This window comes from Bradyrhizobium sp. BR 1433, from assembly GCF_051547665.1.
In the GTDB taxonomy this organism is placed as follows: Bacteria; Pseudomonadota; Alphaproteobacteria; order Rhizobiales; family Xanthobacteraceae; genus Bradyrhizobium; species Bradyrhizobium australafricanum.
Map to the genome: position 1 here is coordinate 4,855,853 of NZ_JBPUGG010000001.1, position 20,264 is coordinate 4,876,116.

Consider the following 20,264-nt stretch of genomic DNA (forward strand, 5'->3'; position numbering starts at 1 on the left):
GCATAGAAGCGCTGCCTCTTCCCTTTCCGCAGCTTGCGGGGGAACGGGCATTTTTCGTCGGAGAGTGAACGATGGGTTACAAAGTCGCGGTGGTCGGAGCGACCGGCAATGTCGGGCGCGAGATGCTCAACATTCTCGACGAGCGCAAATTCCCCGCCGACGAGGTCGTCGTGCTGGCCTCGCGCCGCAGCGTCGGCATCGAGGTCTCCTATGGCGACCGCACGCTGAAGGTGAAGGCGCTCGAGCACTATGACTTCTCCGACATCGACATCTGCCTGATGTCGGCCGGTGGCTCGGTCTCCAAGGAATGGTCGCCCAAGATCGGCGCCGCCGGCGCGGTCGTGATCGACAACTCCTCGGCCTGGCGCATGGACCCCGACGTGCCGCTGATCGTGCCCGAAGTGAACGCGGATGCGACCGCCGGCTTCACCAAGAAGAACATCATCGCCAACCCGAACTGCTCGACCGCGCAGCTCGTGGTCGCGCTGAAGCCGCTGCACGACAAGGCGACGATCACGCGCGTCGTGGTTTCGACCTATCAATCGGTGTCGGGCGCCGGCAAGGACGCGATGGACGAATTGTTCTCGCAGACCAAGGCCGTCTACACCAATGACGAGCTGGTCAATAAGAAGTTTCCGAAGCGCATCGCCTTCAACGTCATTCCTCAGATCGACGTCTTCATGGAAGACGGCTACACCAAGGAAGAGTGGAAGATGATGGCGGAGACCAAGAAGATCCTCGATCCGAAGATCAAGCTCGCCGCCACCTGCGTACGCGTGCCGGTCTTCGTCGGTCACTCCGAAGCCGTCAATGTCGAGTTCGCCAATCCGATCACGCCGGACGAGGCGCGCGACATCCTGCGCCGCGCGCCGGGCTGCCTCGTGATCGACAAGCACGAGCCGGGCGGCTACGTCACGCCCTATGAGGCGGCCGGCGAAGACGCGACCTATATCAGCCGCATCCGCGAGGACGCGACGGTGGAGAACGGCCTGTCGTTCTGGTGCGTGTCGGACAACCTGCGCAAGGGCGCGGCGCTCAATGCCGTGCAGATCGCCGAAGTCCTGATCAACCGCAAGCTGATCACCGCCAAGCAGAAGGCGGCGTAGCAGCATGATCCGGAAAAGTGCGAAGCGGTTTTCCGAAAAGATCATGCTTTAGCGGCGAGCGCGGGAATACGGCGTCAGGAAGCGCGTGGCATGGCGGAAGCGGAACAACCGGCGACCTATCGGCCCAATCCGACGCTGAAGCGCGTTGAACGCCGTTTCGAGAACCTGCTGTTCAACAGCCGCTGGCTGATGGCGCCGTTCTATTTCGGCCTCGTCATCAGCCTCGCGGCGTTGCTGTTCAAGTTCTGCATGGAGCTGTGGCACTTCATCCTGCATGTGCCGGATGCCAAGGAATCCGACATCATTCTGGGCGTGCTGGCGCTGATCGACATCTCGCTGACCGGCAATCTGATCCTGATCGTGGTGTTCTCGGGCTACGAGAACTTCGTCTCGAAGATCGATCCGGAAGGGCATCCGGATTGGCCGGACTGGATGACCAAGGTCGATTTCGGCGGCCTGAAGCAAAAACTGCTGGCGTCGATCGTCGCGATCTCGGCGATTCAGGTGCTGAAGGCGTTCATGAACCTCGATACCGCGTTCGACCCCAGCAAGCTCGCCTGGCTGGTCGGCGTGCACCTGGTATTCGTGGTGTCGTCCTTCATGCTCGCGATCTCCGACCGCTGGGGCAGCGGCCATCACGGCAACGAGTAGATTACTGGTCTGATTTCAGCTCGTCGCGGACGCTGATGAATTCCTTCGCGACCCGGTCGAGCACGAACAGCGAGCCCTCGGCGACGCCGAAATAGGCACCGTGCAGCTGCATCTCGCCGCTCTCGACGCGTTCGCGCACGAACGGGAAGGTCATCAGGTTCTCCAGCGAGCGGAACACCGCGGCCTTCTCGATGCGGACGACGAAATCCTGCATGGTCTCATGCTCGCGTTGCTCGACGATTTCGCCGGGCTTGATGAACATCTGCATCCATTTGCCGATGAAGTCGCCGGGCGTGAGCGGCTTGATCTTGTCGACGAAGGCGCGGATGCCGCCGCACTGCGCGTGGCCCAGCACCACGATGTTCTTCACCTTCAAAACGGTCACGGCATATTCCAGCGCGGCCGAGACGCCGTGGGCGTTGCTGTCGGGCTGATAGACCGGAACCAGATTGGCGATGTTGCGGACCACGAACAACTCGCCGGGGCCGGCGTCGAAGATCACTTCCGGCGAGACGCGGGAGTCGCAGCAGCCGATCACCATGGTCTCGGGAAACTGGCCGCGCTCCGAGAGGTCCTGGTAGCGCGACTGCTCGGTCGGCAGCCGCTGGGTCGCGAACGTCCGGTAGCCGTCGATCAACTGCTTCGGAAAGAATTTCATAGCCTCTGGCTAACCACATGCGGGTAACGGGAACAAGACTTTCGGCGTGTGGCCTGAGATGATAGGGCAGCGTTGAAGAATGGTTCCCGCCCGATGCCCAAACAATGGACACCGGCGGAGCCCGAGCCCCCAGGAGAATGTCGATGACCCGTCCGCGCCGCAGCTTGTTGTTCATGCCGGGATCGAATGCACGGGCGCTGGAAAAGGCCCGGACGCTGCCGGCGGACGGCATTATCCTCGACCTTGAGGATTCGGTCGCCCCTGACGCCAAGCCCACGGCGCGGGAGCAGATCGCCACGGCGGTCGCGGCCAAGGGCTTTGGCAAGCGCGAGGTGCTGATCCGCATCAACGCGCTCGACACGCCTTGGTGGGTCGACGACATCGGCATGGCCGGCAAGTCGCAGCCGGACGGGATCCTGGTTCCCAAGATCTCGACCGTCGACGATCTCAACGCCGTCGCCGATCGCCTCAGCGACATCAATGCGCCTGCCTCGATCCGGGTCTGGGCAATGATCGAGACCGCGCGCGCTGTGCTCGACGCCGACAAGCTGGCTGCGGCATCGAAGGATTCCGAAACCCGGCTCGCCGGCTTCGTGTTCGGGCCGAACGACATTGCGCGCGAAACCCGGATCCGGATGAAGCCGGGCCGCGCGGCAATGATTCCGATGATCACGCATTGCATCCTGGCGACCCGCGCGCACGGGCTCGAGATCCTCGACGGGCCCTACAGCGACATCAGCAATGTCGACGGCTTCGCGGAGGAATGCGCGCAGGGCCGCGATCTCGGCTTCGATGGCAAGACGCTGATCCATCCGAGCCACATCGATGCCTGCAACGCGATCTTCACGCCGCCCGAGGCCGAGGTCGCCGAGGCGCGCAAGATCATTGCCGCCTTCGAGAAGCCGGAGAACGCCTCGCGCGGCGCGATCCAGCTCGACGGCCGCATGGTCGAGCGCCTGCACGCCGAGATGGCCAGGCGCACGATCGCGATCGCCGATGCGATCGCCGCGATGGGGCATTAGCCCAGCGAAGCGTCTTCCTTCTCCTCCCCCCTGTGGGAGAAGGTGGCGCGAAGCGCCGGATGAGGGGTTGTCTCCGCTTCCGGGATTCTCCCGTGGAAGAGAACCCCTCACCCGGCTTCGCTTCGCGAAGCCACCCTCTCCCACAAGGGGAGAGGGTGCAGCGGTGTTTGCGTTACGCTCCAAACCTCTCCGCCGCCCACGCGTAGAGGCTGCCCGGGATCGGCGCCTCCTTGCCGCGCCCTTTCGGCGAGATGTGCAGGCCGATGATGCCGGGATCGTTCAGGTAGCGCGAAAAATCCGACGGCTCGAAGAACAGCTTCGGCTCGGCATGCACGGCGTAGAATGATCGCTTCGGCAGCGCGTGCTGCAATTCGCCTGCGCGGCGCGCCAGCGCGGTGAGCGCCGCCGGGCCGTAGATCGCGACACGGATGTCGGCGAGGCGATTGGACTTGCCGCGCAGCCGGCGCATCGCGAAGGTCAGGCGATGGCGCAGCGCCAGCCAGTCCGGGATCAGCTCGTCCTGCTGCATCAGCGCATCGAAGGCGCGCACGATCGGATCGTCGGGCGGCAGATACAGCACGGAGTTGCCGAGCTGCCGCGGCCGCTCCCAGGCAAAATAGGGCTTGGCCGGATCGAGCTCGACGCCCTTCAGCAGCAGCACGTCAGCGTCGAGCCAGAGACCGGCGCGCCGCGCCATCAGCCGCATGCGGAAGAAGTCGCTGAACTGCAGCATGGTCCAGTCGCGCCACGAGCCGTCGGGCTCCGCCGGGCGCAGCTTCTCCGCGAACGAATGCGGCAGCACGGCTTCGGCTTCGGCGTTGCCGATACCGTCGGGCAGGCCGGGAATCGGATCGAAACTGTAGACGGTGACCTTGTGCCCCGCCGCCGCCTGCGAGCGCAGGCAGGTCTGGCGCAGCGCGTCCATCGAGCCGTGCCAGAAGGTGACGATGTCAGGCAGCATGCGCGTCAGCTATCAGCGGGTTTGCGGCGAGCGAATTCGGCAAAGAAAAGCCCCGGCGCCTGACGGCACCGGGGCACGATGATGCGCTGAGCCTCAAGCCCAGGCGCGTTCCTTGAGCTTCGTCTCGTAGCTGTCGATCGACGATTTCTTTTCCATCGTCAGGCCGATGTCGTCGAGGCCGTTGATCAGGCAGTGCTTGCGGAACGGGTCGATCTCGAACTTGACCTTGCCGCCGTCGGGACCGCGGATCTCCTGGTTGGGGAGGTCGATGGTCAGCGTCGCGTTGGCGCCGCGCTCGGCGTCGTCGAACAGCTTGTCGAGGTCCTCCTGCGACACGCGGATCGGCAGGATGCCGTTCTTGAAGCAGTTGTTGTAGAAGATGTCACCGAACGAGGTCGAGATCACGCAGCGGATGCCGAAGTCGAGCAGCGCCCAGGGCGCGTGCTCGCGGCTCGAGCCGCAGCCGAAATTGTCGCCGGCGACCAGCACCTTCGCATTGCGATAGGCGGGCTGGTTGAGGACGAAATCGGGGTTCTCGCTGCCGTCATCCTTGTAGCGCTGCTCGGAGAAAAGCCCCTTGCCAAGGCCGGTGCGCTTGATGGTCTTGAGGTATTGCTTCGGAATGATCATGTCGGTGTCGACATTGATGATCTTCAGCGGCGCCGCGACGCCTTCCAGCGTGGTGAACTTGTCCATCGGTGCTCTTCCCGGGCAAAAAATAGCGGATATCGGCCGGATGTTTATCGCGAATGTGACAGCGGTAAAAGGGCCATTTCTGCAGGGCTAGCCCGCATCGGCCTCAATCGCCTCCATATCGGCGTCGGAGAGGCCGAAATGGTGCCCGATCTCATGGATCAGCACGTGGCGAACGATGTGGCCGAGGGTCTCGTCGTGCTCCGCCCAGTAATCCAGGATCGGCCGGCGGTACAGCCAGACCAGGTTGGGCAGTCGGGCCACATCGCTATGGCTCTGCTGCGGCAGGCCGATGCCCTGAAACAGGCCGAGCAGGTCGAACTCGCTCTCGGCCTGCATCTCGTCGAGCACCTCGTCGGTCGGAAAGTCGTCGACGCGGATGATCAGGCCCTGGCAGAGGGCCCGGAACGTCTTGGGCAGGCGCTCGAAAACCTCGTGCGCCATGGCCTCCATCTCGGCCAGCGAGGGGGCTTTTTCTGTGGTCCACATGACACTCCTTTAGCGCGAGTGCTATCGGCGGCGCCAGCGCAGTTGACCTTGGCGGCGCAATGGGAGACCGTGCCGCCCACGAATGGGGCTCAAGAATCGAGCTTGGGTGGGCGTAATGAAACGGATCGTGGCGACAGCGCTGTTGGCTGTAGCAGTCGGGCTCTCGCTCCCGGCGACAAAGGCGCAGGCACAGAGCGCGGCGGCTGAGGCGCGCGTCGGCGAGGCGGCACCGGTCGCGCGCACGCGCGTCGTCGAGCGCCGCCGGCTGAAGCGCGTGCCGATCTACCGGTCCCGGCCCGATCATTGGGAACCCGATGTCATCCCGCGCTACAACCCCGGTCCGAACGCCGTGCGCGACTGCACCGCGACCTATGTGCAGGAGCACCGGCCGAGCGGTACCGTGATCACGCCGCGCATGAACTGCTTCTGGCGGCCGGGCTAGTTATGCGTATGTCGGCGCGCCGTGCCGATCATCGCAATAGCCGCAATCAATCCTGTCGCCCCATAGACCGCCGCCGCCATCAGCATCCGCGTGCGATGGCTTGCGGTGCCGATGTCGTCGCCCGGTCCTTGGCGGCGAGCGCGACATCGCCGAGCATGATGGAACAGCTGAGCGCCGCGAGGGCTGTTCGAAGCAGCCACCTGCGTGCGCGTTTGTGTCATGGCAATCCTGCAACGGACAGAACGCGAGATACGACCATCGTCTATGTCGTTTGCACACCAACGCGAAAAATCGCGCGCAGTGCCGGAACCTGAAGCGCGCCGGCAGCATTCATGTTCGTGGCGCAGTCATTCACTTCCCATTCACGTCGTCCGCATTCTGCTAGCGATCTGCGTCGCGGCAACGGCGTCGATTCGAAAGCTGAAGCGTTTTCCAGCGGAGCCTGTCCCGCGCGTGATGCGGGACGGACACCGGTTCGCGTGAGGAAAACGCGTCAAGCAGAAGTTCAAGTCGTCGCTGCAAGACGTGACATCAAAGGATCAAGGAGACAATTCATGAAGGCGATGAAGGTTCTGGGGCTCGCGGCTGTCGGTGCCGTGTTGGTGTTGGCGGCGCCGGCCGAGCGTGCAAGCGCGATGTCGCTCGCTACGCCAGGCACAGCCGCCACGGTTCAGGACAACGCGAACCAGGCGACCACGCAGGTACGCTGGGGTGGGCGCGGCTGGCATCGTGGCTGGCATCGCGGACATCACCGCGGCTGGGGGCATCGTCGCCACTGGCGCCGTTGATCGCGCGGCGTATTAGCGCAGTTGAGACACAGGCCCGTGAGCAGCGGGCCTGTTGTCGTTCTCAGCCATCAAACCGGCAGATTCGCCCACGCGAGATGATATCCATCGCAATCTGCAGGAGTTGATCATGATGAGATGGATCGGTGTCGCGGCTGTCGCTTGTGCATTCGCGTTGACAGCGCCGGCATCGGCAACCGCCGCGGCATCAGCCACGCCGCAGGCCGCGGCACCGCAGCGGCAAGCAGGCAAGGCAACGGATATCAGCGCGCAGCGCCATCATCACCATTACCATCGTCGCCACTATCACTACGGCTACCGGCCGTACTACCGGCCCTATTCCTATTATCGGCCGTACGGCTCCTATTATTACGGGCGGCCCTATCACTATCGGCCGTACCCATATGCCGCGCCGGCGCCATTCACCTTCGGCTTCGGCTTCGGCCCGTTCTGGTGATGCGTGCAGTCGCGCTATGCGCGACACCAGCGCTGCAACGAGAGAGCACCTCCGATCGGAGCTGCTCCATCCGTCTCAGGGCGCGAAGCCCTTCGCCAGCAGCACAATGCCTTGCGCGCCCGCCTTGCGATCCCTGGAGATCTCGACATATTCGGCCGACTCCGACCAGGCACGGAATGCGGCTTCGTCAGGGAACGACATCAGCACCAGCTTGTCGCGATCCCAGCTGCCCTCGAGCACCGCGGGCTCTTCGTCTGCCGACAGCAGGCGTCCGTCGAACTACCTGAACACCTCGAAGAAGCGCGCCTGATACCGATCATAGGCGGCGCGATCGGTCATCTTGAGTTGCACGACCACATAGACAGTCACTGAGCTTCCTCCCGGACGTTTCGCCGCAGCGTTTTGCGCGTTCATGGCGCATTCACGTCGGCATTTCTAGCGTCATGCCGGGAGCGACTGCAATGAACGCAATGAAACCGGCTGCCATGCGGCATGGTGCTCGTTGCCGTTGTCAGGGAGGTTCAGAGATGAGGGAGAGCTATTTGCGGCGCGGATTGGTGCGCCGTCTCGGCGTTGCGGCGGCCGCGGTCTTCGCATTGTCGGTCGCTTCGCAGCAGCGCGCCGAAGCGCTGTCGCTGGTGAGCCCGGGCACCGCGCCCGCGGCAAAGTCTGCCGCCGATGCCATGACCACCCAGGTCCGGCACGGCGGTGGCGGCTTCCGCGGTGGTGGATTCCACGGCGGCGGATTTCACGGCCGTGGCTTCCATGGTGGCGGCTTCCGCGCCGCGCCGGCGTTCCATGGCGGCTATCGCTATGGCGGCTTCCATCGCCATTATGGTGGCTACCACCGCTTCTACGGCGGCGGTTACCGCTACGGCTATCGGCCCTATTACCGCCGGCACTTCCATCACCGGCGCTTCTTCTACGGATCGTCCTACTATTACCCGGCCTATTATCATCACCGCCGTTGCCGGGTGGTCTGGACCTATTACGGACCGCGAAGGATCTGCCGGCCGTGGTGGCCCCACCGCCACTACTGGCGGTCGTACCGGGTCTATTGGTAAAGTTTGAAATGACAGCGGGCGCCTCACGGCGCCCGTCTTGCTCCTCTCGCTCGCGGCGGTGCTAGTCCCAGTTCTTCAGCTTCCAGGACTTTATCTTCCACGGCGTCAGGTTTTCCATCCGCCATTGCGTCCAGCGCTCCGGCGGCCAGTGGCTGAGGCGCGAGGTTTCCTTCGCCTCGGGAAGCGGATCGATGATGCGCGTCACGGCACGACGGCGCTTCTGGCGCGTCGCGTCGCTGATCATGTCGACGAATTCGGGTTTATCGGCCACGGCACGCGCTCCTTGCGAAGGCTTGTTTTCGCAAGGAGGCAGTGTGCGTGCGCCCCGTTAACGAGCCGTTTCCGAAACGGCTCGAGCTTGAGACGAAGCAATAGCGTTTTCGAGCGAAGTGGCCCCGGTTCGCGTGAAGAAAGCGCGTCAAAAAAGAATCTGGCGCTTGCCTTAGCGCCAGTCGCGGACGTCGACGAAGTGGCCGGCGATCGCGGCGGCCGCGGCCATCGCGGGCGACACCAGATGGGTGCGGCCCTTGAAGCCCTGGCGGCCCTCGAAATTGCGGTTCGAGGTCGAGGCGCAGCGCTCTTCCGGCTTCAGCTTGTCCGGGTTCATCGCAAGGCACATCGAGCAGCCTGGCTCGCGCCAGTCGAAGCCGGCCGCAATGAAGATCTTGTCGAGGCCTTCGGCTTCCGCCTGCTCCTTCACGATGCCGGAGCCCGGCACGATCATCGCGTTGACATTGCCGTTGACGGTCTTGCCCTCGGCGATCTTCGCGGCAGCGCGCAGGTCCTCGATGCGGCCGTTGGTGCAGGAGCCGATGAAGACGCGGTCGAGCTTGATGTCGGTGATCTTCGTGCCGGCGGTCAGGCCCATATATTTCAGCGCGCGATGCTTGGAGATGCGCTTGGCCTCATCGGCGATCTTGTCGGGATCGGGCACGAAGCCGGTCACCGAGATGACGTCCTCAGGGCTCGTGCCCCAGGTGACGATCGGCGGCAGCTTGGCCGCATCGAGCCGGATCTCGTGGTCGAAATGCGCGCCCTCGTCGGAGCGCAGCGTCTCCCAGTAGCGCATCGCGGCGTCCCAGGCGGCGCCCTTCGGCGCCTTCGGGCGGCCGCGCAGGAAGTCGAACGCCTTCTGGTCGGGCGCGACCAGGCCGGCGCGCGCGCCGCCTTCGATCGACATGTTGCAGACCGTCATGCGGCCTTCCATCGAGAGCGCACGGATCGCCTCGCCGGCATATTCCAGCACGTAGCCGGTGCCGCCGGCGGTGCCGATCTCGCCGATGATCGCCAGGATGATGTCCTTGCCGGTCACGCCTTCGGGCAACTTGCCGTCGACGATCGCGCGCATGTTCTTGGCCTTCTTCTGGATCAGCGTCTGCGTCGCCAGCACGTGCTCGACCTCGGAGGTGCCGATGCCGTGCGCGAGCGCGCCGAACGCGCCATGCGTCGAGGTGTGGCTGTCACCGCAGACGATGGTGGTGCCGGGCAGCGTAAAACCCTGCTCCGGGCCGATGACGTGAACGATGCCCTGGCGCTTGTCGAACTCGTTGTAATACTCGATGCCGAATTCCTTGGCGTTCTCGGCCATCACCCGCATCTGCTCGATGCTTTCAGGGTCGGGGTTCGGCTTCGAACGGTCGGTGGTCGGGATGTTGTGGTCGACTACGGCGAGCGTCTTCTCGGGCGCGTGCACCTTGCGGCCGGCGGCGCGCAGCCCTTCGAACGCCTGCGGCGAGGTCACCTCGTGCACCAGATGGCGATCGATATAGAGCAGGCAGGTGCCGTCGTCGGCCTCGTGGACCAGATGGTCGTTCCAGATCTTGTCGTACAGCGTTGTCGGTTTGGACATGAGCTTCAGCTCCAGAAGAAATTCAGTAGTGGAATGGCATGAGCGCGTCTTAAGCGAGCGGACAGGCGAAAGCGTCCAGGCAGCGCTACGCTGCGCGTCTAAGCTCGGACGTTGCCGACGTCGCAAAGCGCCCGAAGAAGCGGCCGGGCAGCCGCGAGCGATCGTCGATCACGACGCGCTGGCAGGGCTGGCTTGCTTGATCCGGAACCATTCTAAATTTCTAACACAGGGCTCGCGCCCGCGACAATCGATCCATGCGCGGGCCTGCAAGTCAGATAGGTATGCCGCAACAAAAAGCGCGGGGCAGGCCCCGCGCTTTTGGTCACATCCCCTGAGGGAAACGTTACTCGCCGACGGCGGTCTGGCGGTCCTGCTTCTCGACGATGCGGGCCGACTTGCCGCGCAGGTTGCGCAGATAATAAAGCTTGGCGCGACGAACCTTGCCGCGACGCACGACCTTGATCGAGTCGATCATCGGCGACATCACCGGGAAGACGCGCTCGACGCCTTCGCCGTAGGAGATCTTGCGCACGGTGAAGCTCTCGTTGAGGCCCTGGCCGGAACGGCCGATGCAAACGCCCTCATAGGCCTGCACGCGGGTACGCTCGCCTTCGACCACCTTCACGTTGACGATGACGGTGTCGCCGGGGCCGAATTCCGGGATATCCTTGGTGGCGGCGAGCTTGTCGAACTGCTCTTTTTCGAGCTGCTGAATAAGGTTCATCGAAATCTCCATCGGCGGCGCGCCCAGCCTGTATGGGGGCTGCGCAAACGTCCATCTATCCTGCGCGGGTGCGGATTTGGCCGCCCGTATAAGGCAAAGCGCAGGGTTTGTCACCCGTCTGTCGTGTTTTTTGTCCCTCGCCGAGCGGCTTTTTGGCCGGCCCTGCGGGCCCAGAGATCGGGCCGCCGGGCCGCCGTCAGGGCCTCGGACTGGGCCAGCCGCCAGGCCGCGACCTTGGCGTGATCGCCGGAAATCAGGATTTCCGGGATTGGCTTGCCCTCGAACTCCTGCGGGCGGGTGTATTGGGGTATTCCAGTAGTCCTTCGGAAAAGCTTTCCTCGGTTCCCGAGGCCTGCTTGCCCATCACCCCCGGCAGCAGGCGGACGCAGGCGTCGATCAGGGCCATCGCGGCGATTTCGCCGCCGGACAGCACATAATCGCCGATCGAGACCTCCTCAAGGCCCCGCGCCTCGATCACCCGCTGGTCGATGCCCTCGAAGCGGCCGCAGACGATGAGGGGGCCGGGGCCGGCCGCCAGCTCCGCGACCTGGGTCTGGGTCAATGGCCGACCGCGCGGGCTCATCAAGAGGCGCGGACGGTCAGGCGCGATATCAGCGGCGTCGATCGCCGCCGCCAGGACATCGGCCCGCAGCACCATGCCCGGACCGCCGCCCGCTGGCGTGTCGTCGACGCTGCGGTGCTTGTCGGTCGCCGAGGCCCGGATGTCGCGCGCTTCCAGCGCCCAGAGTCCGCCAGCCAGCGCCTTGCCGGCCAGGCTCACGCCGAGCGGCCCCGGAAACATGTCCGGGAACAGGGTCAGCACGGTCGCGCGCCATGGTGTCGCCTGGGCGGGTGTCTCTTGCGATGTCATGGCCTCTGGTTACGGCACCACGGCCGTGAGGTCGAGGCTCTGCATCATCGCGGCCGCGTCCACCGCGCGTCGGAAGTCGGCAAGCTTGAAGGTCGCGACATTGATCTTGCGCAGGTCCAGCAGGCCTTCGGCGGCGAGGCCGGCGAGCTGGCCTGGTGCCGTGCGGTCGTACATGAACTGCCCGACCACCTCCCAGTCGTTGGCCAGCATCTCGCGGAACGAGAGTTCGAGCGGCACCTCGGCGCTGCCCATCAGCACCATCCGGCCGCCACGCCTGAGCGCGCGCAGGGAGGACAGTGTGGTCGAGGTGCTCTTGGCGGCGCCGAGCAAATCAAGCGCGACATCGGCGGTGCCGCCGGCGGCGCGGCGGATGACCGCAAGGTCGGCTGCGGCATCGCCGCTGACGACGGCGGGAATGACGCGCGGGCCGAACGCATCGCGCAACTGCTCGAGCGCGGCCTCCTTGCGTCCGACGGCGACGACGCGGCCCGCGCCCATCGCGACCGCGAGCATCACGCCGCCCGACCCGAAATAGCCGGTCGCGCCGTTGACGATGATGGTCTGTCCGCCGCGCAGGCCGGAGCGCTGCAATCCGCCGAACGGCACGATCAGTTTGGCGAGCCCGATCAGTTCGGTGGCCGGCTTGTCGTCGAGATTGGCGAGCGGCGTGACGCAGGCGGCCGGCCAGTGCGCGATCTCCGCGAACACGCCGTCGCGCCAGCGCGCCTGCAGCGCGAACGCCTCCGGCGTCGTCACCGTCGCGGTGAGGCCGATCAGGATCTGCGGCGGATCGCGATCCGGCACGTCGCCGCGCAGATGCGGGCTCAGGAATACGCGGTCGCCGCTTTGCACATGCGTGACGTTGTCGCCGGTGGCGACGACGCGCGCGATCGCGTTGGTGCCCGGCACGAACGGCATCGGCGGCAGGCTGTAGGGCAGCGCGCCGGACAGAAGCTTGTTGGTGTAGGACAGCACCATGCCGGCCTCGATCCGCACCACGACGCCATCGGGCGCGGGCCTCGGCGTCGCAACATCCTCGAAGCGCAGATCGTTGTGGGCGTGCAGCCGCCAGGCCTTGTGCGTGCTTGTCATTGGGATGCTCCGTGAGACCATTGCTTAGGTAGCCCGGATGGAGCGAAGCGCAATCCGGGAATCGTGCAAGCAATGACGAGCGGCCCCGGATTGCGCTGCGCTTCATCCGGGCTTCTGTAACGGGCCTTGGTTAGTCAATCCCTTTTTGCGTGATCCAGTCGCCGGGCACTTGCTTCTGTACGGGATCGGCGCGGTGGCCGTCGCCTGATGGGGTGCATTTGAGGAGCCGGCCGGCCAATCTACGGAAGCGTGGTTGTGAGCCACTTCCCGGATGGCGGCCTGACCGGATCCATCGTCCCGGCTAGGGACCTCGCTCGGGGAGAGCCTGGTGTCGTGGCCCGCCCAGAACCGATCGATACTCCTTGCTTAGCTTGCCATGGCGTTGACCGTCGGATTGAACGGTCGAGCGTCGGCGAGCATGCGATGCAGGATCACGGCGAGTTTGCGCGCGAGCGCTACCTTGGCCTTGCGCATGCCTGCGCGCCTGGCGATCCGCATCGCCCAGCTCTTCAATGCCGAGCAATTCTTGACCGGCTTGGTCAGCATGACGTGAGCCGCCTGGTAGAGCGCCTCGCGCACGGACGCATCCCCGATCTTGCTGATGCGGCCGGTGTAATCGGTCTCGCCGGATTGGTACTTCTTCGGGGTGAGCCCAAAGTGGGCTCCCGTGGCCTTCGAGGAGCGAAAGCGCTGCGGGTCGTCGACCGCCGAAGCATAGGTGAGCGCCACGATCGGGCCCACCGACGGCGTCGTCATCAGGAGCCTCGCTTGCGGATGCGTCCTGGCGAGCTTCTGGGTGTGCTTGTCCAGGCTGTTGAACTCGCGCAGCAGCACGGCATGGGCCTGGAGCAGCGCCGCCGCGACCAACTCCAGTCCGGGATGGCCGGTCACGAGCTCGCGGATGCGTCCGGCGAACGTGCGCTCGGTTGTCGCACCGACCTTCAGGCCAAAACCGCGGAGCACGCCGCGCAGGCTGTTCTCGACATCGCGAAGCTTGGATTGCAGCAGCTTGCGCGCCGTCAGGATGGCGCGGGTCTCCTGCGCCGCGACCGACTTGCAGTGCACCGGTCGGAACCAGCCGAGCCGCATCAACTGCGCGATCCGGCGGGCATCGTTGCGATCCGTCTTCACTGGCATCGACTTGAAGGCTTCCCGAACGTGCCGCGTTTCCAGCAGCTCAACCGCAAGCCCTGCGTCTCGCAGACCCGCATACAGCCATTGCGACAAGGGGCCTGCTTCCAGCCCGATCCGGTCCGGCAGTTGCCCCAGCGATCGGAACCAGGCAATCAGCGCCGCCGGCTCGCTCGCAACCTTCGTCTCGCGCAAAATCTTGCCCGAACCATCGACAAGGCAAACGCTCGAGCATTCCAAAGACACATCAATTCCTGCATAGTGGTACATGGTCGTCCCTCGATGATGCTTGGAGCGGGCTTGCCCGACTCCGTTTCGACACCATCAGTTTGAGGGACGACCGCCTTCCAACCAACAGGCCGCTCGCGAGCGCGCTTCCAAATTGCGCCGTAGCGAGCGGGCGGCCGGCCCGTTACCCCATCTACGGAGCTCCAACCTCCCCTTGAAAAGGGGAGGTCGCTTTGCTCGCAGAGCAAAGCGGGTGGGGATCAGCGCTCTCCGCATACAGCATAGCCTGCGGCTGACCCCCATCCTAGCCTTCCCCCTTTCAGGGGGAAGGAGAAGACGGTCCTCATCTAATCCCGGTTCGCCGGCGTCTGGATGAAGCCGCGGTTGTGGGTCGGGCTGATCAGGATCTCGTTCATGCACACCCGTGCCGGCATGCTGGCGACGAAGGCGATGGTGCGGCCGCAATCCTCGGGCTGCAGCATCTTGGCCTGCTCGGCTTCGCTCGGCACCACCGGCCGCTGCTTCAGGATTGGGGTCGCGACCTCGCCCGGCGACAGGCAGCAAGCGCGCAGGCCGTTGACGCATTCGTCCATGTTGAAGGAATGGGTCAGCGCCAGCACGGCGTGCTTGGTCGTGGTGTAGGCCGGGCCCGGCATCTTCGAGACGTGGCGGCCGGCCCAGGAGGCGACGTTGATGATGCAGCCGTCCTTCTGCTTGCGCATCGTCGGCAGCACCGCGCGCATGCAGTAGAGCACGCCGTTGAGGTTGACCTCGACGAGCTTGTCCCAGCCTTCCAGTTCCATGTCGGCCCAGCTGCGCTTCGGCACGTTGATGCCGGCGCTGTTGACCAGGAGGTCGATGCGGTCGTGCCTGCCGACGATCGCCTCGGCGGCCTTGTTGACGTCGGTCTTATTGCTGACATCGAGCGGGATCGCCTCGGCCTTGCCGCCCTTTTTGGTGATGTTGGCCACCACGCGGTCGAGCTCTTCCTTGCGGCGGCCGGAGACCACCACGGTCCAGCCGTCCGCAGCCAGGAACTCCGCCCCGGATTCGCCGATTCCGGTGCCGCCGCCGGTGACCCAGGCCACGCGTTTCCCATTATTTGTCATGCAAACTGTCTCCGTTGCTTTCTGAAGGGCGTTTTTGCTAATCCAGCCGAAATCTTCCGGCCCTTCGCCCCTCGGGGAATCTTTGCATGAACACGACCACCAACGCCAACCTGTTTTCCCGCCTGTTCGACGGCCTCGACGACCCCAGCCGGCTCGCGATCGAGCAGCTCGACGGCAGCCGCATCTCCTATGGCGATCTGATCGCGCGCGCCGGCCAGATGGCGAACGTGCTGGTCGAGCGCGGCGTCAAGCCGGGCGACCGCGTCGCGGCGCAGACCGAGAAGTCGGTTTCGGCCCTGGTGCTGTATCTCGCCACCGTGCGCGCCGGCGGCGTCTATCTGCCGCTCAACACCGCCTATACACTGAACGAGCTCGAATACTTCATCACCGACGCCGAGCCGGCGCTGGTGGTCTGCGATCCTTCCAAACAGGACGGCATCAAGGCGATCGCCGCCAAGGTGGGCGCCAAGGTCGAGACGCTCCGTGCCAACGGCAACGGCTCGCTGACCGAGGCCGCCGACCAGGCGGCGAAGGAATTCGCCACCGTGCCGCGCGGCAACAATGATCTCGCCGCGATCCTCTACACGTCGGGCACCACCGGCCGCTCCAAGGGCGCGATGCTGTCGCACGACAATCTGGCCTCGAACTCGTACTCGCTGGTCGACTACTGGCGCTTCACCGACAAGGACGTGCTGATCCACGCGCTGCCGATCTATCACACCCACGGCCTGTTCGTGGCGAGCAACGTGACGCTGTTTGCGCGCGCCTCGATGATCTTCCTGCCGAAGTTCGATCCGGACGTGATCATCAAGCTGATGGCGCGCGCCACCGTGATGATGGGCGTGCCTACCTTCTATACCCGCCTGCTGCAGAATCCCGGCCTGAACAAGGACGCCACCGGGCACATGCGGCTGTTCATCTCGGGCTCGGCGCCGCTGCTCGCCGACACCCATCGCGAATGGTCTGATCGCACCGGCCACGCCGTGCTCGAGCGCTACGGCATGACCGAGACCAACATGAACACGAGCAACCCCTATGACGGCGACCGCGTGCCCGGCGCGGTCGGCTTCGCGCTGCCCGGCGTTTCGGTGCGGGTCACCGATCCCGAGACCGGCAAGGAGCTTCCGCGGGAGACCATCGGCATGATCGAGGTCAACGGCCCGAACGTGTTCCAGGGCTACTGGCGGATGCCGGAGAAGACCAAGGCCGAATTCCGCGCCGACGGCTTCTTCATCACCGGCGACCTCGGCAAGATCGACGACAAGGGCTATGTCCACATCCTCGGCCGCGGCAAGGATCTTGTGATCTCGGGCGGCTTCAATGTCTATCCGAAGGAGATCGAGAGCGAGATCGACGCCATGCCCGGCGTGATCGAGTCAGCCGTGATCGGCGTGCCGCATGCCGATTTCGGCGAAGGCGTCACCGCCGTTCTGGTCTGCGCCAAGGGCGCCGATGTCAGCGAGGCCGCGGTGCTGAAGGCGCTCGACGGACGGCTGGCGAAGTTCAAGATGCCGAAGCGCGTCTTCGTCGTCGAGGAATTGCCGCGCAACGCGATGGGCAAGGTGCAGAAGAATATTTTGCGCGATACGTATAAGGATATCTACGCAAAGGGATGAAGCCGCAAGAACGTCGTGAGGGGTAGATGGAGCGGGAGCAGGCTATCCAGATTAACGATCAACTCGTCATCGCGCACGAGGCGATGAAGAAGGCTCGAGTCGCGATTGCGGAGCTCGGAAAACAGGAGCGGCTTGAATTGGATGGCCCGCTTTATGACCTCCTGCTCGAGCTGGAATGGCAGGTGATGCTACCGCTCTACGAACAGTTTCGCGACCTGATGAAGCTGGAGCTTCATGAAGAACTGCCTCCCCCGACCTCCGAACTGAAGTGGAGCGACGTGCGTCTCCCCCGCGACGCTACGGAAGCTGCGCTCGACGACATCATCATGTCGGCCCTGACATCGCGATGGCAGAAGGTCGCGATGATTATAGGGGTCGCGATGGCAGACTGCGAGAAACTGAAATTGCCGATAGCTCCTGAAATGATCGGAGCGCGCTTGCGATTCCTGTCCCACGCCGATCGGATCGAGGGTGTCGGAGACCTCCGACGGTGGGGTCACAGCGAAGTGCGGCTGAAGGACGAGCCGATCAGTGCCCGCCCAGCAAGCTGATCACGAACCGTCCGCCGACAATGAAGAGATAGGCCCCGAACGCCACCTCCAGCGCCCGCTTCGACAGCGCGTGCGCGACCTTGACGCCGAGCGGCGCGGTGACCAGCGTGGTCGGCATTACCAGCAGCGCCCCGATCAGCGAGACGTAACCGAGCGCGAACGGCAGCTGCAGCGCGGTGACGTCGGGGAAGCGCGCGGCGGCGGGCCAGCCGGCATAGACATAACCCAGCGCGCCGGGGATCGAGATCAGCACCGCGAGCGCGGAAGACGTCGCGACCGCCTGATGGATCGGCCGGCCGTAGAAGGTCATCAAGAGATTGGCGAACAGGCCGCCGCCGATGCCCATCAGCGTCGAGAGCAGGCCGACGAAGAAGCCATAGACGCGCATCAGGAAGCCCTTCGGCACGTCGTCGCCGAACTTCCAGGTCTCGCGCGCCAGTAACAATCGCGCGGCCGCCGACCATGCCACCATCACGAACACGATCTTGAACAGCCGCTCCGGCGCAAAGCGCGCGGTGACGCTGCCGGCGGCAACGCCGATCACGATCGGCAGCCACCAGCGCTTCAGGATCGCCATATCGACCGCGCCGCGACGATAATGGGCGCGGAACGAGCTTAGCGAGGTCGGGATGATGATCGCGAGCGAGGTACCGATACACAGCGGCATCCGCACCTCGAGCGGCACGCCGGCGAGGCGGAAGCATTCGTAGAACACCGGCACCAGGATCGCGCCGCCGCCGATGCCGAACAGACCGGCGAGAAAGCCCGACAGCGCCCCGACCGCGATCAGTAGCAGCGCGAGTTCGAGCAATTCCTTGGGATCGAGGCCGGCCATCATGTCCTTCGCATCGTCAGGAGGCGCCTGCCTCGGTGCGGTCGGCCAACCACAGTGCGACCAACGCTGCCACGGGAGCAGCGACCGCAATCAAGGCAAAGCGGAGTGGGATCGAGGACGTCGCGCCCTGCATCGGCAACGTCAGCACGTCGATTAACAGTCCGACGCAGGAGAAAACAAGCAGGATGGCCGGATCGTCGGCACCGGCGCGGCCGGCACGTCCGCGCCGCTCGAGCGAAGTTGGACGGATTGACGTTGAGGCCATGTCGAACTCCTCAAATCGTGGAGCCGTCAGGCTAGACCCTTCTGAAAGACGGGGGTATTGCTGCAGATGAGTAGGCTCTCTTGCGAAATGCGGAAGGATCGGGCTTGGACCGGCTTGCGGCGATGGCGGCCTTTGTCCGCGCGGTCGAGAGCGGCAGCCTGTCGGCGGCCGCGCGCTCGCTGCCGAGCTCGCTGACCTCGGTGAGCCGGCAGATCAGCGCGCTCGAGGAGCATTTCGGCACTCGCCTGCTGCTGCGCACCACCCGCCAGCTCGCGCTGACCGACGACGGACGCATCCTCTACGAGCGCGCGAAATCGATCCTCGGCGAAGTCAGGGAGATCGAGGCGGCGCTGGCGCGCGACCCGCATCAGCCATCGGGACGGATCCGCGTCAGCTCGCCGAGTCTGATCGGACGGCTCGTGATCGCGCCGCTGCTGGTCGAGTTTCTGCGCCGCTATCCGGCGCTGTCCGTCGACCTTCTTCTGGTCGACCGCGCCGTCGACATGGTCGAGGAGGATATCCATCTGGCTATACGCATCGGCCGCTTGCGCGACTCGCAGCTCGTGGCGCGCAAGCTCACCGATCTGCAGATGATTGCGTGCGCGTCGCCGGACTATCTGGCCCGGTGCGGCGCGCCGCGGACACCGGACGATCTTGCCGGGCATGACTGCCTGGTGTTCTCCGATTCGCCCGGCAGCGCGGAGTGGCGCTTTGCCGACGGCAGCAAGACGGGTCGCAAAATCCGCATATCCGGTCGGCTCTGGATGAATAGCCTCGACGCCCTGGTCAGCGCGGCGCGGGAGGGCGCCGGCATCGTCCGCGTGCCGTCCTGGCAGGTGCAGTCCGATCTCGCCGACGGCCGCCTGACGCGCCTGTTGATCGACCATGAGCCGGCGCCGACGCCGCTGCATCTGATGCTTCAACCTTCACGTCTCGCATCGCCTAAGATCAGGGCATTTGTCGATTATCTGGTGGAACGCTGGGGCAAAATCGACGCCCTGCGACCCCCGTTTGCGGGCGGCTGAGCGCGCCGATCGATTCGCGAACATCTTGATTCATTACTTGGTTCGCTCGACCTTGCATCTGGTATACCACACTGCGGATCAACCAGAATTCGGCAACTCTAACAATGAACTTCGGTTCGACCGAAGGCTATTTGGCCGTTGCGCGGGGTGATCCGACTCCGTAAATCAGAACTCCTCTACCGCGTTCCCCGATGGGCCGGCCGCGGTCCCTCACAACATAAAGCCCGCCGATGACCGCCAGGATCGAACGACCGCTTTCACCCCATTTGCAGACCTACCGGTGGACGCTGACGATGGCGCTGTCCATCGTCCACCGCGCCACGGGTTTGGCCCTCTATTTCGGCACGCTGCTGCTGGCCTGGTGGCTGATCGCCGCCGCCTCCGGCCCCTCGGCTTACGCCAACGTCCAGGCCTTCACGGGCAGCGCGATCGGCAAGCTGATCGTGTTCGGCTACACATGGGCGCTGATGCACCATCTGTGCAGCGGCATCCGGCATTTCGTCTGGGACCTCGGCTACGGCTTCAAGGCCAATGAGCGCGAAGCCCTGACCTGGGGCGCGCTGGTCGCCGGCATCGCGCTGACCGTTTTGGTCTGGATCATTGCCTACGCCGTGGGAGGTGGACGATGAGCGGCCCCTCC

At 64.7% G+C, this 20,264-nt stretch carries 23 protein-coding genes and 2 pseudogenes; 11 read left to right on the forward strand and 14 right to left on the reverse strand.

The features are described from left to right. Positions 1-71 precede the first annotated feature (71 nt). Positions 72-1,106, forward strand: coding sequence for an aspartate-semialdehyde dehydrogenase (locus ACSKB9_RS23415; RefSeq protein ID WP_028337877.1), 1,035 nt, complete (start codon positions 72-74; stop codon positions 1,104-1,106). 90 nt (positions 1,107-1,196) lie between these two features. Further along, the gene (locus ACSKB9_RS23420; protein ID WP_092086973.1) at positions 1,197-1,757 is read left to right on the forward strand and encodes a TIGR00645 family protein; all 561 of its coding nucleotides are present in this window, start codon (positions 1,197-1,199) and stop codon (positions 1,755-1,757) included. Position 1,758: 1 nt separating this feature from the next. Here the strand turns inward: ACSKB9_RS23420 and ACSKB9_RS23425 are convergent, their stop codons facing one another. Beyond that, a complete protein-coding gene (locus ACSKB9_RS23425; protein WP_168858194.1) occupies positions 1,759-2,415 on the reverse strand; it encodes a carbonic anhydrase in 657 nt (218 codons plus the stop codon). Positions 2,416-2,558: 143 nt separating this feature from the next. Here ACSKB9_RS23425 and ACSKB9_RS23430 point away from each other — a divergent pair, with 143 nt between their 5' ends. Further along, the gene (locus ACSKB9_RS23430; protein WP_438076062.1) at positions 2,559-3,437 is read left to right on the forward strand and encodes an HpcH/HpaI aldolase/citrate lyase family protein; all 879 of its coding nucleotides are present in this window, start codon (positions 2,559-2,561) and stop codon (positions 3,435-3,437) included. A 172-nt stretch (positions 3,438-3,609) separates the two neighbouring features. On the opposite strand, the gene ACSKB9_RS23435 is transcribed toward ACSKB9_RS23430, so the two are convergent. From ACSKB9_RS23435 to ACSKB9_RS23445, 3 genes are all read right to left on the reverse strand, one after another. Continuing rightward, on the reverse strand, positions 3,610-4,398 hold the full coding sequence (locus tag ACSKB9_RS23435; RefSeq protein ID WP_283066486.1) for a hypothetical protein: 789 nt from the start codon (positions 4,396-4,398) through the stop codon (positions 3,610-3,612). A 93-nt stretch (positions 4,399-4,491) separates the two neighbouring features. Then, entirely contained in the window at positions 4,492-5,094 is a 603-nt protein-coding gene (gene leuD, locus ACSKB9_RS23440; protein WP_057020954.1) for a 3-isopropylmalate dehydratase small subunit, read from the reverse strand. A gap of 87 nt (positions 5,095-5,181) precedes the next feature. Beyond that, on the reverse strand, positions 5,182-5,580 hold the full coding sequence (locus ACSKB9_RS23445; protein WP_438076065.1) for a metallopeptidase family protein: 399 nt from the start codon (positions 5,578-5,580) through the stop codon (positions 5,182-5,184). Between the two features lie 115 nt (positions 5,581-5,695). Here ACSKB9_RS23445 and ACSKB9_RS23450 point away from each other — a divergent pair, with 115 nt between their 5' ends. From ACSKB9_RS23450 to ACSKB9_RS23460, 3 genes are all read left to right on the forward strand, one after another. Continuing rightward, positions 5,696-6,022, forward strand: a complete 327-nt coding sequence (locus ACSKB9_RS23450) for a hypothetical protein (RefSeq protein ID WP_057020952.1) — start codon at positions 5,696-5,698, stop codon at positions 6,020-6,022. A 554-nt stretch (positions 6,023-6,576) separates the two neighbouring features. After that, complete coding sequence (locus ACSKB9_RS23455; protein ID WP_057020951.1) at positions 6,577-6,810, forward strand: hypothetical protein; 234 nt, start codon at positions 6,577-6,579, stop codon at positions 6,808-6,810. A gap of 127 nt (positions 6,811-6,937) precedes the next feature. Beyond that, positions 6,938-7,264, forward strand: a complete 327-nt coding sequence (locus ACSKB9_RS23460) for a hypothetical protein (RefSeq protein WP_438076068.1) — start codon at positions 6,938-6,940, stop codon at positions 7,262-7,264. A gap of 75 nt (positions 7,265-7,339) precedes the next feature. On the opposite strand, the pseudogene ACSKB9_RS23465 reads toward ACSKB9_RS23460, so the two are convergent. After that, a pseudogene (locus tag ACSKB9_RS23465) lies at positions 7,340-7,633 on the reverse strand (DUF1330 domain-containing protein). 158 nt (positions 7,634-7,791) lie between these two features. On the opposite strand from ACSKB9_RS23465, the gene ACSKB9_RS23470 reads away from it, so the two are divergent. Next, entirely contained in the window at positions 7,792-8,328 is a 537-nt protein-coding gene (locus ACSKB9_RS23470; protein WP_438076070.1) for a hypothetical protein, read from the forward strand. A 61-nt stretch (positions 8,329-8,389) separates the two neighbouring features. Here ACSKB9_RS23470 and ACSKB9_RS23475 read toward each other — a convergent pair whose 3' ends face one another. The 7 genes and pseudogenes from ACSKB9_RS23475 to ACSKB9_RS23505 all read right to left on the reverse strand — a co-directional run bounded on the left by ACSKB9_RS23475 (position 8,390) and on the right by ACSKB9_RS23505 (position 15,332). Continuing rightward, positions 8,390-8,599, reverse strand: a complete 210-nt coding sequence (locus ACSKB9_RS23475; protein ID WP_438076072.1) for a hypothetical protein — start codon at positions 8,597-8,599, stop codon at positions 8,390-8,392. Between the two features lie 171 nt (positions 8,600-8,770). Continuing rightward, on the reverse strand, positions 8,771-10,177 hold the full coding sequence (leuC, locus tag ACSKB9_RS23480) for a 3-isopropylmalate dehydratase large subunit (protein ID WP_057020948.1): 1,407 nt from the start codon (positions 10,175-10,177) through the stop codon (positions 8,771-8,773). A 343-nt stretch (positions 10,178-10,520) separates the two neighbouring features. After that, positions 10,521-10,901, reverse strand: coding sequence for a 50S ribosomal protein L19 (gene rplS / locus ACSKB9_RS23485; RefSeq protein WP_018269387.1), 381 nt, complete (start codon positions 10,899-10,901; stop codon positions 10,521-10,523). A 110-nt stretch (positions 10,902-11,011) separates the two neighbouring features. Then, a pseudogene (gene trmD / locus ACSKB9_RS23490) lies at positions 11,012-11,772 on the reverse strand (tRNA (guanosine(37)-N1)-methyltransferase TrmD). Positions 11,773-11,781: 9 nt separating this feature from the next. Next, a complete protein-coding gene (locus tag ACSKB9_RS23495) occupies positions 11,782-12,864 on the reverse strand; it encodes a zinc-binding dehydrogenase (protein ID WP_438076075.1) in 1,083 nt (360 codons plus the stop codon). Between the two features lie 366 nt (positions 12,865-13,230). Beyond that, positions 13,231-14,265 carry an IS110 family transposase gene (locus ACSKB9_RS23500; protein ID WP_438076077.1) on the reverse strand — a complete coding sequence of 345 codons (1,035 nt, stop codon included), beginning with the start codon at positions 14,263-14,265 and terminating at the stop codon, positions 13,231-13,233. A 305-nt stretch (positions 14,266-14,570) separates the two neighbouring features. Continuing rightward, a complete protein-coding gene (locus tag ACSKB9_RS23505) occupies positions 14,571-15,332 on the reverse strand; it encodes an SDR family oxidoreductase (RefSeq protein ID WP_438076079.1) in 762 nt (253 codons plus the stop codon). Positions 15,333-15,418: 86 nt separating this feature from the next. On the opposite strand from ACSKB9_RS23505, the gene ACSKB9_RS23510 reads away from it, so the two are divergent. Beyond that, positions 15,419-16,948 (forward strand): malonate--CoA ligase, encoded by a 1,530-nt coding sequence (locus ACSKB9_RS23510; protein WP_438076081.1) that lies wholly within the window; start codon positions 15,419-15,421, stop codon positions 16,946-16,948. Between the two features lie 26 nt (positions 16,949-16,974). Continuing rightward, complete coding sequence (locus ACSKB9_RS23515; RefSeq protein ID WP_438076083.1) at positions 16,975-17,499, forward strand: DUF3658 domain-containing protein; 525 nt, start codon at positions 16,975-16,977, stop codon at positions 17,497-17,499. Here the strand turns inward: ACSKB9_RS23515 and ACSKB9_RS23520 are convergent. Both ACSKB9_RS23520 and ACSKB9_RS23525 read right to left on the reverse strand, forming a co-directional pair. Further along, positions 17,477-18,337 carry a sulfite exporter TauE/SafE family protein gene (locus tag ACSKB9_RS23520; RefSeq protein ID WP_438076085.1) on the reverse strand — a complete coding sequence of 287 codons (861 nt, stop codon included), beginning with the start codon at positions 18,335-18,337 and terminating at the stop codon, positions 17,477-17,479. The genes ACSKB9_RS23515 and ACSKB9_RS23520 overlap by 23 nt on opposite strands. 13 nt (positions 18,338-18,350) lie before the next feature. Beyond that, on the reverse strand, positions 18,351-18,599 hold the full coding sequence (locus tag ACSKB9_RS23525) for a hypothetical protein (RefSeq protein WP_253605532.1): 249 nt from the start codon (positions 18,597-18,599) through the stop codon (positions 18,351-18,353). Between the two features lie 122 nt (positions 18,600-18,721). On the opposite strand from ACSKB9_RS23525, the gene ACSKB9_RS23530 reads away from it, so the two are divergent. Both ACSKB9_RS23530 and sdhC read left to right on the forward strand, forming a co-directional pair. Next, on the forward strand, positions 18,722-19,624 hold the full coding sequence (locus ACSKB9_RS23530; protein ID WP_438080362.1) for a LysR family transcriptional regulator: 903 nt from the start codon (positions 18,722-18,724) through the stop codon (positions 19,622-19,624). 230 nt (positions 19,625-19,854) lie between these two features. After that, positions 19,855-20,253, forward strand: a complete 399-nt coding sequence (gene sdhC, locus ACSKB9_RS23535; protein ID WP_028337891.1) for a succinate dehydrogenase, cytochrome b556 subunit — start codon at positions 19,855-19,857, stop codon at positions 20,251-20,253. The last annotated feature ends 11 nt before the right edge of the window (positions 20,254-20,264 follow it).